General features: G+C 50.5%; 11 protein-coding genes. All 11 read right to left on the reverse strand.

The genetic code is table 11. From position 1 onward, the window contains the following. Window positions 1-1034 precede the first annotated feature (1034 nt). The 11 genes from RMR16_RS14970 to RMR16_RS15020 all read right to left on the reverse strand — a co-directional run bounded on the left by RMR16_RS14970 (window position 1035) and on the right by RMR16_RS15020 (window position 14171). Window positions 1035-1682 carry a class I SAM-dependent methyltransferase gene (locus RMR16_RS14970; RefSeq protein WP_320201903.1) on the reverse strand — a complete coding sequence of 216 codons (648 nt, stop codon included), beginning with the start codon at window positions 1680-1682 and terminating at the stop codon, window positions 1035-1037. A gap of 153 nt (window positions 1683-1835) precedes the next feature. After that, window positions 1836-3296 (reverse strand): glycosyltransferase family 4 protein, encoded by a 1461-nt coding sequence (locus tag RMR16_RS14975; RefSeq protein ID WP_320201902.1) that lies wholly within the window; start codon window positions 3294-3296, stop codon window positions 1836-1838. Continuing rightward, window positions 3293-4492 (reverse strand): glycosyltransferase family 4 protein, encoded by a 1200-nt coding sequence (locus tag RMR16_RS14980; RefSeq protein ID WP_432354727.1) that lies wholly within the window; start codon window positions 4490-4492, stop codon window positions 3293-3295. The genes RMR16_RS14975 and RMR16_RS14980 overlap by 4 nt, the downstream gene beginning before the upstream one ends. A 1-nt stretch (window position 4493) precedes the next feature. Then, window positions 4494-5690 (reverse strand): glycosyltransferase, encoded by a 1197-nt coding sequence (locus tag RMR16_RS14985; RefSeq protein WP_320201901.1) that lies wholly within the window; start codon window positions 5688-5690, stop codon window positions 4494-4496. 56 nt (window positions 5691-5746) lie between these two features. Continuing rightward, the gene (locus RMR16_RS14990; protein ID WP_320201900.1) at window positions 5747-7054 is read right to left on the reverse strand and encodes a capsular polysaccharide biosynthesis protein; all 1308 of its coding nucleotides are present in this window, start codon (window positions 7052-7054) and stop codon (window positions 5747-5749) included. 3 nt (window positions 7055-7057) lie between these two features. Beyond that, a complete protein-coding gene (locus RMR16_RS14995) occupies window positions 7058-8338 on the reverse strand; it encodes an RkpR, polysaccharide export protein (RefSeq protein WP_320201899.1) in 1281 nt (426 codons plus the stop codon). Beyond that, window positions 8335-9000, reverse strand: a complete 666-nt coding sequence (locus RMR16_RS15000) for an ABC transporter ATP-binding protein (protein ID WP_320201898.1) — start codon at window positions 8998-9000, stop codon at window positions 8335-8337. Before RMR16_RS15000 ends, RMR16_RS14995 begins: the two co-directional genes overlap by 4 nt. After that, window positions 8997-9767 carry an ABC transporter permease gene (locus RMR16_RS15005; protein ID WP_320201897.1) on the reverse strand — a complete coding sequence of 257 codons (771 nt, stop codon included), beginning with the start codon at window positions 9765-9767 and terminating at the stop codon, window positions 8997-8999. The genes RMR16_RS15000 and RMR16_RS15005 overlap by 4 nt, the downstream gene beginning before the upstream one ends. Window positions 9768-9907: 140 nt before the next feature. Continuing rightward, on the reverse strand, window positions 9908-10996 hold the full coding sequence (locus RMR16_RS15010) for a polysaccharide biosynthesis/export family protein (protein ID WP_320201896.1): 1089 nt from the start codon (window positions 10994-10996) through the stop codon (window positions 9908-9910). Window positions 10997-11238: 242 nt separating this feature from the next. Then, window positions 11239-12579 carry a capsule biosynthesis protein gene (locus RMR16_RS15015; RefSeq protein WP_413786050.1) on the reverse strand — a complete coding sequence of 447 codons (1341 nt, stop codon included), beginning with the start codon at window positions 12577-12579 and terminating at the stop codon, window positions 11239-11241. After that, the gene (locus tag RMR16_RS15020) at window positions 12576-14171 is read right to left on the reverse strand and encodes an LTA synthase family protein (RefSeq protein ID WP_320201894.1); all 1596 of its coding nucleotides are present in this window, start codon (window positions 14169-14171) and stop codon (window positions 12576-12578) included. The genes RMR16_RS15015 and RMR16_RS15020 overlap by 4 nt, the downstream gene beginning before the upstream one ends. Between the last annotated feature and the right edge of the window lie 35 nt (window positions 14172-14206).

Raw genomic sequence — 14206 nt, forward strand, 5'->3', positions numbered from 1 at the left:
TGATACTGTTATTGTAATCTCGATCCGCCTCGGTCGAAAACCAAAATATCCTCGTACCTTCCAATTTCATATCCACTCATTTGCTGGTTTCCCTTGGTTTTCACGGCTTTCTGTGGGTTTTCTGTGCTGATCTGGCTAAATTCATATAAAAACGCGCAAACCTACTGGTTGACCGAAAATCAATCTCGCGGCCAATAATATATTTTTTCATGCAAAATCGCTTAGTAAATATATATCAATATATACGACAAGACAATTTTAGCGATTTTATATAATTATACTTTTTATATTTCGATCATACCTCCTTTCTCAATGAGGATATAAGTTCTCGTTCGCGGAACTGACAAAGTCCGCGTCATAACCATTCATTGCCCGCTCAGCTCGTAAAAGCCTGCGGGCCATTTTAACGGGGGCGCTGAAAGCTACCTCGAAAGTTTATTTAGTATGGCACCTCGCAGCGCCCCGATCATTTCATCATTGATTATCTCGACACACGGGCCCTGTGTGTCGATCAAACGTCATATTGTCCTGCCTTCAATCCTTTTTCTCTAAACTTCACCAACACAGTCTCATCCATTCATCATTCAATTCCTGACAAGCACTGTAAGGGAGCCGCATTCATACAAGCTCCCTCCTCAGCACATCAGGCATTCCCTCTCGCCATCACCGCGAGCATTTCAATCATTACGTGAGCGCCGATAGATTGCGTCTTTCCATCAGCACAACACCTGTTCAGCTTCCCGCCTGGGGAAACCAGAGCGGGAAAAACCTGAAGCAAATATAACGCAATAATATCCTGCGGCAAAGAAAAATATGAATATATTCCTACTTCAATTTATGACAAAACTCCCACCTACATCTTGAATACGCGGCGCCGTTGAATTCTGAAAAGTGCAAAACAGCAGAGGTGTCCAGCGAATAGCGGAGATAGATAAGCAAACTATTTTGCTCATTGCCTATTGCTAATCATTTAAGCAGAGTGGAACAAAGCAAAGAATCTGATATCTCTTCGCCTTGCTCCATAACTCAATCCGTTAGGATTTTATCGCCTCTATGAAGAAATCGTGCTCGCCTTTGCCACGCGTTCTTACAATTGACAGCGACGCTGGAACTAGCGCTTTAGCTTGTTCTTCAGTGTAATAACGAATCTTGCGGAAATTATCCCAAGGTGGATCAATTGCCATAGCCTGTTCATTGCCCTGAACCTGGAATATTAAGCGGCCTTTTGGTTTTAACACGCGCGCAGCATCAGCTATGTATTGAGCTGTTATATGTCGGGGAAGATGCTGGAACACGATATAGCTGTATACGACGTCAAAAACTTCGTTAGGGAACACCGACAAAGATAAGCCATCACCGACACAAAATGAGAGGTTAACGATGTCAGAATTTACCTTCATCGCGCTTTGGATCATCGACGGTGCCACGTCAACGCCATAAATCCTAACGTCCGGTCTCACTTCTGCTAAAGCACGAGCAAGCCGTCCTTTACCGCACCCAATGTCCAATACAGTGCTGCCGCCCTTAATTGTGTCAATCCGATTATCAAAAATCTTATTAACGTCTTTAATGCCGGATGCGAAAAATTCTTCCTCATCATCAATGTGGGCAATATGCCAGTTTACTTTGTCACCAGCACCAGCCTTATGCCAGTAATCTCGCATAATTTTTTGATCGCTCATTTGTCCCTCTCATGAAAGTCGAAACCAAAATTAGGGTTTGTCTTTATGTGATCAATTCTATGATAACAGACTGGTATCATTCGCCTTTCCGGCAATGGCTACCGGTGCCAATTTATCCACTTTTTCTACGGTAGAACCCACAGAGCACAAATCCTAAGTATCCGCCATCCCTGTGCCTCTGATAACATCGATCAGTCGGTTGCTGGTCTGATCGTCAAGATAATTCGCCACGACGTGGTTAAATGCCTCTTCACCCAGTCTCATACGAAGCGCCCCATCCCCTAGTAAATTATCACATGCTACAAGTAATGCCTCAAAGTTTCCGGGTTCAACGAGAATGCCTGTGTGTCCGTCAATGACGGTTTCGCAAATACCGCCAACAGCAAAGCTCACCACCGCTTTTCGAGCTAAACCTGCTTCCAAAGGGACGCGCCCGAAAGGCTCCTTCCATTGAGTTGGCAAAAGGACAACTTTGCATGACCTAATTAATTTAAATAGATCTTCTCTGCTGACATAATCCTTGAAAACAAAATTCGCCTTCAAACCTTTTTTTTCAACAATTCCTTGAATGGACTTTTTTATACGTTCGCCACGCCCTGCAAAAATAAAACGAACGTCCTTTCGGTTCTCGAGCCAACCGACTGCTCGATTAACTAACTCCAGTTGTCCTTTTGCCTCATTTAGCATACCGATCACGAGAATATCGTTATGCGGCTCCTCTGCAATGCCACGGCAAAATGACATTACCTCGTTGTATGAGCCAGCGGGATTGGGAACTCTGGTTACAATGGAATCCGACCCGAGCAACCGACGCACATTTCTTGCTAAGAGATGGCTCGTAACAACAACCTCTCCAAAAGAGCTGAGAACATTTTTCCGCTTTTCTTGAACTCTTTCGAGATGCTGGCGATGAATCTTTTCGGCCAAGCCAACCTTTTTGCTATCTGCGATCGCACAGGAGTAATCACACCTTTGGCAATGATTACCGTTGACCATCATAATTTGGTTGTGGCGCGCGCAATTGAACCTATGATCACGAATTATCGCAATCGTACGCTCCAAAGGCATTTTAACATTCCCGACAGCCATGATACTTCGAGTATTATCGGCAACAAGAAGCTTGCATTTTGTAACTTCGACAACTTCGCGAAGGCATTTAACGCGAAAATCACTATCCCCAAGAAGAAAATCTGACTGGACGCCGCCGCGAGGCTTAGGCCCCAATTCCAAATAATATGCACCTAACCGCGTCAAAAAATGATTGAACTGAAAAATACTCTTAACAGGTAGGGCATATTTCCAGAAATGGCGGTAAATTTTGCGCTTTAAAAGTTGCGCATGGCGAGCACGAGGCAAACTGTTGAAAGGCCAAGCTGCGGAATCCGGCACGGCCAAAACAGATACTTTAGAAATATTGTATAAGTGTGGTTCAGTGATCTCAGAATCAAAAAAAACAACAAGAGCATCTGAACGAAATTCGTCGTCAGCCGCAACCAGCGCATTGTGAAGGCTAACCTCTGCGCCGCCAAAAGATTTCGGCAGGTAGCGATCAGATACAATTATCGTTTTTTTAGAGGAAATACTTTGCCTAATGGATTGAGAAAGAACGTTCACTGAAACGTCTCCACTATCTTTTTAGCCACACTCTCCCAGGTATAATCCTCACGTATGAGAAGGCGCGCATTGTAAATAACCGAATTCATTCGGGCTTCATCGGCGGCGAAAGATTTTAAGCGACTAACTGAAATCTCTCCACTTTCATCATGAATATCCAATGTCGTAACTTCATTACTCGCGAAGTCAGCCATTCCATTTGCACCGCTAGTAATACATACTGCACCTGCTGCACAATATTCGAGCATCGAAATACCAAAACCTTCAAACCCGCCGGTAGTTGAATCGAAGGTTGACATCAAATATCCGAAGTCAGAAGCCTCTAAGACCTGCCACTTCTTTTCATCATCAGCATCGTTATCAAACGTAACTTTGGCACCGCGGAGATTAGCATAGGTTTCTAATTCGTCTCTGAGTGGACCATTGCCCATCATGAGCACTTGGAAGCCGGAAGCAGCCCCCAAATCAATTAGTTGGAACAGGTTTTTGTGCGCAACAAACCGACCGACATACGCGATCAATGTTTCAGAACTCAGCCCGATTCGTAAGCGCCGCCGACTCTTTAATTTAGCTTGATACGATGGAGTTCGTTGCTCCAGATGATCCAAGATTTTTTCAGATATACCGCAGCCAATAACTTCAGTCTGAATATCAGGACTAATTCTTCTAGCGATATCAGACGTAAAATTGCTGTTAGTAAGCACAAAATCCGTTGAGGAAATAGTTTTCCTCAACCTTTCGGGTAATGAACAAACATCAGATACGTGTTTATCAACGGTTTGATCGATCGAAGTAGGAAACTGACTAGTTAGTTCAGTTCCATGTACCATCACCGCAGAAGGTTTTTCTAAGAATTTAGCCGCTTGAACAGCCGCTAAACCATAATAAAAAGGATGAAAAGCAATTGTCGCGTCTAATGAATAGCCCTCCGAAATCTTTTTCAATAAATCAAAAATTCGTTCATCTTCTAGATCGGCGCCTTCACCTGCTCTGAGTTTTAAATCGCATTCCCAGTCTTCATAGACGCGAAAATTCGTTAGACGTCGCCCAAAATTGATGCCCCGTGGTCCAACATATACGCAATCGTGCCCACTAGCTCCGAGAGCTCGCGTGACTTCGTATGCCAAGGTTGAAACTCCTCCCATGCGAGGAAACGAGTCGACGGAACAGATCAGGAATTTCTTTTTTTGTGTCATTTTACCAGCTTGATTTGCACAACTCACTTTGAAGCGTGGCGAAATGCGTCGCCCAACTCCAAGGCTCGAACTGCTTGGTTCGTGTTAAACAATTTTCATAAACTTCGGCATCGAAACATGCGGATAGGGCTTCGTGAAGCTGACTTGGAACCGAGCAACTAAAATACTGGGCTAAGCCCTGTGTAACTTCTCTGTGCGCGTCGATGTCACTTGCGATAACTGGAGTACCCACAGCGAGACTTTCTGCTAAAGGCATTCCCCACCCCTCAACCTTCGAAGCAGAAATGTAGGCTCGGGAATTAAGCAGAGCATTCGCAATTTCAAAATCCGTCGCATCGGTGACAATCTCAAGCTTATCCATTTTCCTCGCCATATGGGCAAGATGAGAGAACTCATCTTCATCCATCCAGCCCACTCGGCCGAAAATTCGTAACTTTTCGTTCGTTACAAAATTGGAGTTTTTCTCACAGAAAATTAGCCACTGTTCAACAAGCCACAGATAGTTCTTACGTGGCTCGATGGTACCGATTGATACAAAATCCCTCCTGATAGGACGTCGTTCTTCATTAGACATTCCACCATGCACAAACGTGCCTATCTCAATAACTTTTGGTTGTAAATCGCCTACTCGTAACGAAAGCTGTGACGCCGTGTAAAAGGAGTTCACAAATATTTTATCGGAGAATTGTCGAGCATTTAGAACTCTCGCCTCATGCCGCGAATATTCTTTTTCAACGAAAAGTTCAGGGTGAGTGAGCGGTAGAACATCATGGATATAGAGTGCAATACGCAACTTGGTGTTCGAGCGTATGTAAGTGAACAAACCGCTATTATCGATTCCAGTATGCCCAACGTTCAGATACCAATCATTGTCAGCGTGAGGAAAATCATGCAACCACTTCAGCTCCAGCGATGGCGCGCACCTCCCCTGAAATAACAACTTAAAGTAGGACAATAGTTGGTATATTTGTTTCGATGAAGCCTGGTCTTTCCAAACTTTAATTAACGATGATAGTGAGCTTTGATTAGATTGATCACTCGTCCAACTTTTTGAAAGACCATCTATAGCAGCGCTTGCTAAATGCGTAGGAACGATAGCTAGGCGATTGGATATTTGAGCAACAAAAACTCCACCAGCCGACGCCGTAAACTTAGCGTACTCAAGCTCTACTCGGTCGATACCGCTTGGAGTACGCATATTCAACCTACTTAATATGCGCGAGATATCAAAAAAAATTCGAGGAGGGGATTTTGTCAAATGCCACGCCAAGGATATAGAATCCCACCTATTATTTGATAGGGTTTATCGGAAAGCTCACTAAAATAGACAGCAGGGTTTTGTCTATACAACTCTGCATCCCGCTCATTCCCCACCTTCGCCACCACGTACGCAACGATTGGCGTCAATAAATGACGCCAGCCTAGAAGGCCATAGGTGCCGTAGGGTTTCCACTTTACTCTTCCGGCCAGTGAGAGGTGGGGCTTTGTTTCCGGCTTTGTGAGGCTGGCTATCGTTTCTTCGAACGAGGTGGCTCTGCCGGTGGCGGGATCAAAATACATTGGGTAGAGGATGTAGGCTGCTGCGAAGAGAGCTTCCAGCGGGAGGGTTCTGTTGCGGCGGGGTGTTGGTTGCCTGTCATCTGTCAGGCCCCAGCCTGCGTAAAAGGGTGCGCCTATTGTCGTGACTTTTTTGCCGCGCATGAGGGCTTCAAAACCTGCCAGTGAGGTGATGGTGTAGATGTGTTCTGCTGCATCCAGCGCATCTGGCAGGGAAATCTGTCCCGTCAAGATGGTGCACAGGTGGGCGACATCATCCGGATTTGAGATTTCGCGCCTCATGCGGCTCAGGACATCCGGGTGGGGCTTATAGGTGATATCCGCGTGCGGGTTTTCCGCTGCGGCAAGGCGCACCAGATCATTGTTCGTGAAGGGGCGATCACAGCCATAACGGATGGAGGCGTCCTCCTCCACCTGGCCGATGACAAGCACCTGTTTACGCGTTGGGGTGGTTTGCGCCTGCGTGGGCGTTGGGCTGGCTGGGCGTCCGTTGTATTTCGTGAGTCTCTGTTCCAGCACGGTCTGTATGCCGTGGCGGGCACGTTGCATTACGGCCTGGTCATTCTCAAAATCATAATGCAGCAGCAGCTTTTCAAGATCGCTTGGGCCGCGGCTATCGAAATACGGTCTGTTTCCATCCAGCGACAGGGAGAGCGGCACGGAGTAACCGGCGTGCGCTTCCAGCGAGCGAATAAAGCCATCTTCCATGAAGAACACGTTCAAGCCGAGGCGGGCGATGTCTTTCGCTGCGAAATCCGGCAGGTTGTTGCTCCAGACGAAGACGACTGGCTTTTGCGGCGCTTCCAGCAGGGGCAGTATCTTTTTCTCAAAGGTGCGTTGCGTGAGCTGGAAGGGCGCGAAGTGGAAGCGTTTTTGCGGGAAGAACTGTTGCAGGAAAGGATGTTTCCACGCCTTCATATGAAAGGCGACGACCGACCCTTCTGTGCGCAGTGCATCCGTTCGCTGGACAAGGGGATCGCGGCCATTCTGTTCCGGCGTGTTCATCGATCAGTTACGGTCTCGGATATTGTAATATCCCATGGTGGCGACGCCCCATGCAAACAGGCAGGCGAGGAACACCAGAGCGACATTCATGGCGCGTGAGGGGTATTGCGCCAGTTGCGACAGGGTGGGCTGGATGAAGGTGGCGAGGTATCGCTGCTGGTTGTTGGCATCCATGCGGGCTTTTTCCAGACCGCCAAGGGCGGCCGTGTAGGCTTTTTCCGCAAACTCACGCTCGGTTTCCAGCGACTCGTAATTCAGAATGCGGGTGGCGACATCACTGGACTGGTTGCTGCCCGATGTGCCGCTGCCGAAGCGCTGCTTCTCCGCGTCCAACTGTTTCTCCAAGCTGGTGATCTGCGTGGTGATGACGCGGATGCGCGGGGAGTTTGCCGACATGCGGGTTTGCGCGGAGGTGAGTTCGGTTTTCAACTGCGTGAGTTGCTGTTCCAACGAGCCGACGAGCTGGGCAGCAAGCTTTGCCGCTTCCACCGGGTCGGCTTCCTGCGTGACATCGCGGAAATTGCGCAGGGCGACGCGGGCGGCGGACAGCCTGCTTTCGGCCAGCGCCACCTCTTCGCGCGATGCCTTCAGCACGCCGTTGCGCGCTTCCAGCGACAGGTCGTTGATGAGCCTTTCGCTTTCCACGATGACGGCATTTGCGATGGCTTGTGCCGTCTGCGGATCGAACGCCTTGACCGAGAGGTTGAGGATGGACGAGGTGTGGTCGTAATTCACCTTCACCACGTTTTTCCAGTATTCCAGCCGTTCTTCAACGGCAAGACCGGGGGCCATGGCGTAAAAGAAATCCGCGCCGCGACGGGCGAAGGCCTGTTCGAGATCGATGGTTTGCGAAACCGCCTCGATCATGCGTTCGCTGCGGATGTAATCCAGCAGCATGTAGGAATCCGAACTGGTGGAACTGCCGCCTGAGCTTTGTGTGAACATGCCAAGCAGATCGCCGCCCGCTTTGCCATCGATGCTGCGGACCGCGAAAGCCGACGCGCTGTGGTACTGATCTGCCGCGATGAACGCCATATAGGCGCCGGTCAGGGCTGTGGGGACAGCGACGCAGAGCGCGAAGCCCGCGGCGATCACCACATGGCGCAGCTTTACGCCGCGCAGCCTCTTGCGCATGGCCGTTTGCGCCGTGGAATGGGATGTGCCATCCCGCTCCGGGCGGATATCGAGTTTCAGGAGATTATCGAAAACCGTGAGATTGGCGCGCTTGGCTGGAAGCTGCACGTCATCGTTCTTCTTGCCCGGACCTTGGCTCTCGACGCTCATCTCTCGCTTCCCTTCATATTGCGGTCATGAACGCGGATCGCATCCTCAACATCCTCGAAATATGTCAGCTTCCCATTCTCCAGAACGACGCCGGATTCGCAATAATCCCGAATCGTGCCGGTGCTGTGGGATACCATTATCACGTCCGAATCCTGCAATCGATACTTGAAGACTTCGTGACACTTCTTCTTGAAATTGGCATCACCGACCGCTGTTATCTCATCCACCAGATAATAGTCAAACTTCACGCCCATGCTGACACCAAAGGCCAGCCGCGCTTTCATGCCCGACGAATAGGTTCCGACTGGCGCCTGATAAAACGCGCCGAGTTCGGCAAAATCATCGACATAGGCAATCAACTCATCCGTATCGACACCATAAATGCGGGCGACGAAGCGGACGTTCTGCTCGCCGGACATGCTTGGCTGGAAGCTGCCCTGAAAGCCGAGTGGCCAGGAAATCTTGCCCTGGCGCACAATCCGCCCACGATCCAGTTGCAGCGATCCGGCAATCAATTGCAGCAGGGTAGATTTACCCGCACCATTGCGGCCCAACAACCCGACACTGCGGCCACGGTTGATGACCAGCGAGGCGTTTTCGATGATCGGCTTCTTGATGCCCTTGGCCCGGACATATTTCGTGGCCTGCTCCAGTCTGATCATCGGCTTCTCAATACGGAAACGGAGCTGGTAAACAGCACAAGGCCGATAAAAATGACCGTGAACGTGAAGGAGTAGAGATAGAACATGTCCATCTCCAGCGCGCGGTATTCCGGATAAAAGCCCTTGCGGAACAGCATGACGACATGCACCAGCGGGTTTAGCAGCACGATATCGCGGATGGGCGCAGGCAGCGCATCCGGCAGAAAGAACACGCCGGAAATCAGGAACAGCGGACGGTTGACGATATTGAATATCTGCTCGTACAGCGGAAACCGCAACGTGGCGACATTGTTGAAAATACCAACGCCCAGACCCAGCAGCGTCGCAGCAAAAACCGCTTCGAGAATGGCTGGCCAATTCAGATAAACCGGCTGGTCAACCGTCAGCAGAATGACACCCAGGACGCAGAAGGATACGACCGAGGTGGTCCCGGCCTGCAAGACATAACGGGCGATGATCGTATCGATCGGCGCTACGTTGGGATAGCTCAGCAAGGTTCGGTTGGCTTTGATGGCGCCGTTTAGATAACCGGCCATCGCCGCATAAAACTGAAAGGCCAAATAGCCCGTGGCGAAGAACAGCGGGAAACTTTTCCCGAGTGCCGGTGTGTGGGTTATCGCCATGAAGATCAGTGACAGGAAAGCGATGTGACCGGCCGGATCGATGATTGCCCACACGTACCCGCCCGGCTTGCTGCCAAACCGCGTGGACATCTCACGAACGAGCAAAGCGGCGACGACACGGATGTGGGTCTTCAGGTAATACAACTCATCCGCCTCCACACCTCAAAGTGTGACGCCCAAACCAAAACAACAGGTTGAACGCACGATCATCACCTTCACTACCTTCACTCGCACCATAAAACGCTACCACGACCAATCCGGCGCAGGAACACGACCCCGAAAAATCAATCCGTCAGATTCTTGACCTGATAGGCCGTGCCAATCGGACGTCCGATCAATTGCAGGAAGCGGTCAAGATCAACAGCCGGATGACGAGACACAAAGATCACATCGCGGTTCTTGACCGGGAACGTCTGCCCGACAATCAAGCTATCCGGACGGCTCATATCCAGACGATAAACGAGAGGATAGCGACCGTTTCTGTCCGGCGTCATGCCTTTTTCGCGCAACTGCCGAAAACGTTCGCTTCCCAGAAGATCGGCGACGATCTCCGGCTCTTCATATCTGAAAACAAAATAACCGGTCGCATTGGAGCGATCGGATGAACCGCCACCCGCCATGGCGACGGCTTCGAGAACGTTCAAATCATTCGCACCGAATTCGATGCGGCTGTTTTTAGACACTTCGCCTAAAACCGTGAACGTCCGCGGATCCTTGGCAACGAAAATCTGGTCGCCCGGCTCGACATAAATATTCTCGGACGGATTTTCGATAATCGTCTTTAAAAGTGCGGTGCCCGTTTCTCTGCCGCGCACCAGCGTGACATACGAATCGTAGGGTTGCGCAATAGGTCCACCTGCCTTGGCAACAACCTCTGTGATCGTTTCACCGGTCAGGCTCATCGGCACCATGGAAGGTCTGCCAACCGCACCGGAAACGGTCACGTTGCGCGAACTGGTGCTGATACTGGTGACCAGCACATCCGGCTCAACCGCCTTGCCCTTCAACCCGGCAAGAATTTGCTGACGCGCCTGTTCGAGTGTTTTGCCCGCGAATTTAACCGTACCGACATAGGGAATGGCCGCCGTGCCGTCTGGCTGAACGACGACATCCAGCGTTGTCTGCTTGCTTTCCGATGTGGAAAACAGGCCATCCGCACCCGCTTCGAAAACCATGACCTTGAGCTGATCGCCCACGCCGATAACCACGCGCTTTGCAGCGCCGCCGATTCCGAAGCGCCGATGCAGCGTCGTTGTCGAAAAATTGGCAACCATCTGGGCTGAGCGATGGCTGACATCGACCACATCGAAGACCGTCGACATGGAATCACCGGCAACGGTCGTCGGCTTGCCAGCCTGTGACTTTATGTCCATTGCGGTCGGCCCCGCACTTGGCAAAGCTTCACAACCACCGATTCCCGCGCAGGCCAAAAGCACATAACCACGAAGAAGTTTCGGACTGATCAGTCGACGCAAATGAAAATCCCCAGAAACGCATATATTCAAACGCGTGCGCGCAAGCATAGAAACGACTAAAATGCCTTATCCCACAGCCATGCACTTTTTACTCTCAACATCCGCTTAATGAAGACCACAAAAAGCAACCTGCCATATGCTCAACAACTCTTTGTTGTCGACTGTGCCAAACTTGCCACTCGGCGTTCAACCACAGGCTTTTTTAGTGGCCTGAAACGCGGCACCCGCCCGCAATCCCCTCCGGGAAAGTTGACTCTACACCCAAGTAATCGCTGGGATATTGCATCCGCCGCGGCGTCTGTGCCGCGTTGAGAATAGAAGTTGCCTTTCACCTGAATGGACGCTGCAAGAAGACGGTAAAAATCTTCGGTGAGAGCCGAATCTGGTGCGCGAGGGGCCATCCAGAAACGATCCAAATGCCCTTGATCCGTCATTCCGTCGACGTCGTAAATCGCCGCTCCCAACACCTTTGCTGGCACCCCCAAACGAAGGCCATGCAACACGGCAGTTGAGTTGACGGTTACCATTCCGCTGCAACCCTCAATCATGGCGGCAAGATCGCCTCCATCCGCATAATGCACGCGTTTATCGACAGCCAAACGGGACGCAATCTCGGTAATATTTCGCTCCCAGTCCAGCAAACCATTGTCGAGTGGGTGGGTCTTGACGACCAATTCCGCCTCTGGTGGCGCGTGGCTGGCAAACGATGAAAGTATTTCTTCAATCGCCTGAAACTGCGAATGGTAAGGAGAGTGGGAGCGCAATTGATAGTCCGTTTCCAATTGCAGTGGGTAGACGAAGTAGCTGGGTTTTCTCTCACTCATCGACTGAATGAGGGTGTCAGCTTTTTTGCGCCGGCGTGAAGAACTCAGCAGCCGCCTCACCCAGCCCGCATATTCTTTTAAGGGGTGAAAAAGACCATGGCGCCGATAGCCGGGAAAAAGACCGGCGAGGAACACATTCGGCAGATTGTATGAAAGATCAAGCAAGGCTTCCATGAAAAAGCTCTGGTTGTAAGACCGTTCAAGAACTGTTGGCGGAAGGTCGCGTGCAGAACGCCGGATTTCCCCTGGATCATTGGGAAACCGGGAGTTTGAAGACATTCCGTCGCGCTCTACGGTTATCCAATCGGGCCGCAGATAGCCCATTTCGATGACTGTCACGGCGATGTTGCGTGCCTTTGCAGCGTCTATGGCGACCTTGTGATATGGCCGCTCTTCCCCCAAAAGGATAAGATCGGTTACGTGCCGCGTGGAAAGAAGTCTGGCGACATAGTCAGGCCAGTTTGCGAAGCTGCCTCGGTAATTCAGTGCGCCTTTGCCTTTCCAGAACAGCCAGTCACCCGCGTTCAGATTGACACGCAAACACGTGTGTCCTGCATCCTCCAGACGGGATGCCAGCTTGGAAAAAAGTGATGATGACGGCCCTTGCAGAAACAAAAACACATGCGAACCATCTGCCCCCTCAGATGGAGCAGTCATGCAAAACGCTCCTTATAGAGCTTGGCATGGAGCAGAATTGTTTCGAAAAGATTCCAAGGCGCTTCTTCTCTTGGGTGAGCATGGGCTGGTTTTTCAGCGCGTGCGGCCCCGAGCGGAACAATGAAGTAATCCGTGCGCGGATCTGGGAACGGATCAGCGTAGGATTTCAGCAGCGGAGCATGGTCACCGTAAAAAGCCAGCCATACTGGACGTGTGGACTTGTCCAACACATCGATCAACGTTCCAAGTGCCTCGTCGGCACGGCGCATAAGTTCGCGGTAAATTTCGACGGGCTCCGTCAACCCCGCGCAGCGCTCTGGCTCCCAAGGACCGTGATTGGCCATGGATGCGACGAAGACCAGCGACGGCTTGGCATCACCGATGCCACCAATCGTGTGAAGAACCTTATGCGTCAAATCCATGTCGGAAACATAGGGATTGGCTGGCGTGGGCTGATGATCGAACTCATCCAGCATCGTCATGTGCTCAAAACCAAGCAGAGGTAACGCCTTATGCCGCATGAAGAAGGTGCGGTCATAGGGATGAATGAAATGCGTGTGCCAATCGTTGCGCAAAAGCTTGTTCGGCCACACCACATCCGCGTAATGGCCAGCCCGCAGGTAAGGGTAGGATGCATCGATGTGAACTTCGTCGGGCTTCAAACCGCTGAGCACGGCAAACTCCGTACGCAGCGTATAACCGCCTTCAAACACGTTGGTGAGGCGACCCCACTGAACTGCCCTTTCCTTCAAACTGTCGATGGTCGGCAATTGAAGCTCATTATCGCCCATATGCCGCAAGTCATAGAAGGATTCCGACTGCCAGACGATGATCAAAGGCGCATCATGATGCTCGCTATCAATCAGGTCATGAATGACGCGGTGCAGCCCTTGCGACATTTCGTTGACGATAACGTCACGATTTTTTCCCAGCCAGACCAGAAAATGCAATGCCACCGATGTGAACGTGCCGAAACGCACGGTATTTGGCCTGACTTTCAGGGTTTTCAACAGGCGTTCCGACAAGGTGGCTGCCAAACGATTGACCGGTTTGACGAACAGCAGCGCGATGAGACAGAGGAACGCTGCCAAACCGACAAAAACCCAAAACAATTTAAACGTGGCTGGAAGGATGTGCGGCTCGAACACCATGTAGAGGGCAGAGAGGCCAAAGACATAACTGAGCGCAGCAACCCAGAACAGGATGTTGAATTTCGTTGCGTAAAAGATCGTCTTGTATTTGAAAACATCGAAAACAAGCGCGATATCCGAAAACAACAGCGGTTCGCGAATGAACTTAAATTTGATGCGCGAAATCGCCGTAAAAATAACGAAAAAGCTGGCTGTTGCGAAGCCTGAATAAATAGGTCGCCAGGAAATGACGAAGAAAAAAGCAAAGATAAATGCAATAATGGGGAGGCGTGCGACAAGTTCCACAACAAGGCGAAGCGGACTTCTCTTCTGCGCATATTTAAGCCGCGCCGCCGCAGGCAGCGCCATAAAGTCGGTGGCGTAAACGATGGCCGATGCCAATATAAAACTCAAAACGATCAAGATAATCGGCTGGTCATAAAATAGATCAAAATAAGGCATAAAGCCTTATGTTTCCGGCTTCACACCCTAAGCAA

This window comes from Agrobacterium sp. rho-13.3 (genome assembly GCF_033957765.2).
Classification (GTDB): domain Bacteria; phylum Pseudomonadota; class Alphaproteobacteria; order Rhizobiales; family Rhizobiaceae; genus Agrobacterium.

What these genes read in the sequence shown, in the direction of transcription:
- RMR16_RS14995 (WP_320201899.1), bottom strand. Translation starts at nt 8,338, where the DNA reads ATGAGCGTCGAGAGCCAAGGTCCGGGCAAGAAGAACGATGACGTGCAG.
- RMR16_RS14980 (WP_432354727.1), bottom strand. Translation starts at nt 4,492, where the DNA reads ATGACACAAAAAAAGAAATTCCTGATCTGTTCCGTCGACTCGTTTCCT.
- RMR16_RS15000 (WP_320201898.1), bottom strand. Translation starts at nt 9,000, where the DNA reads ATGATCAGACTGGAGCAGGCCACGAAATATGTCCGGGCCAAGGGCATC.
- RMR16_RS15010 (WP_320201896.1), bottom strand. Translation starts at nt 10,996, where the DNA reads ATGGACATAAAGTCACAGGCTGGCAAGCCGACGACCGTTGCCGGTGAT.
- RMR16_RS14970 (WP_320201903.1), bottom strand. Translation starts at nt 1,682, where the DNA reads ATGAGCGATCAAAAAATTATGCGAGATTACTGGCATAAGGCTGGTGCT.
- RMR16_RS15020 (WP_320201894.1), bottom strand. Translation starts at nt 14,171, where the DNA reads ATGCCTTATTTTGATCTATTTTATGACCAGCCGATTATCTTGATCGTT.
- RMR16_RS14990 (WP_320201900.1), bottom strand. Translation starts at nt 7,054, where the DNA reads ATGAACACGCCGGAACAGAATGGCCGCGATCCCCTTGTCCAGCGAACG.
- RMR16_RS15015 (WP_413786050.1), bottom strand. Translation starts at nt 12,579, where the DNA reads ATGACTGCTCCATCTGAGGGGGCAGATGGTTCGCATGTGTTTTTGTTT.
- RMR16_RS14985 (WP_320201901.1), bottom strand. Translation starts at nt 5,690, where the DNA reads ATGCGTACTCCAAGCGGTATCGACCGAGTAGAGCTTGAGTACGCTAAG.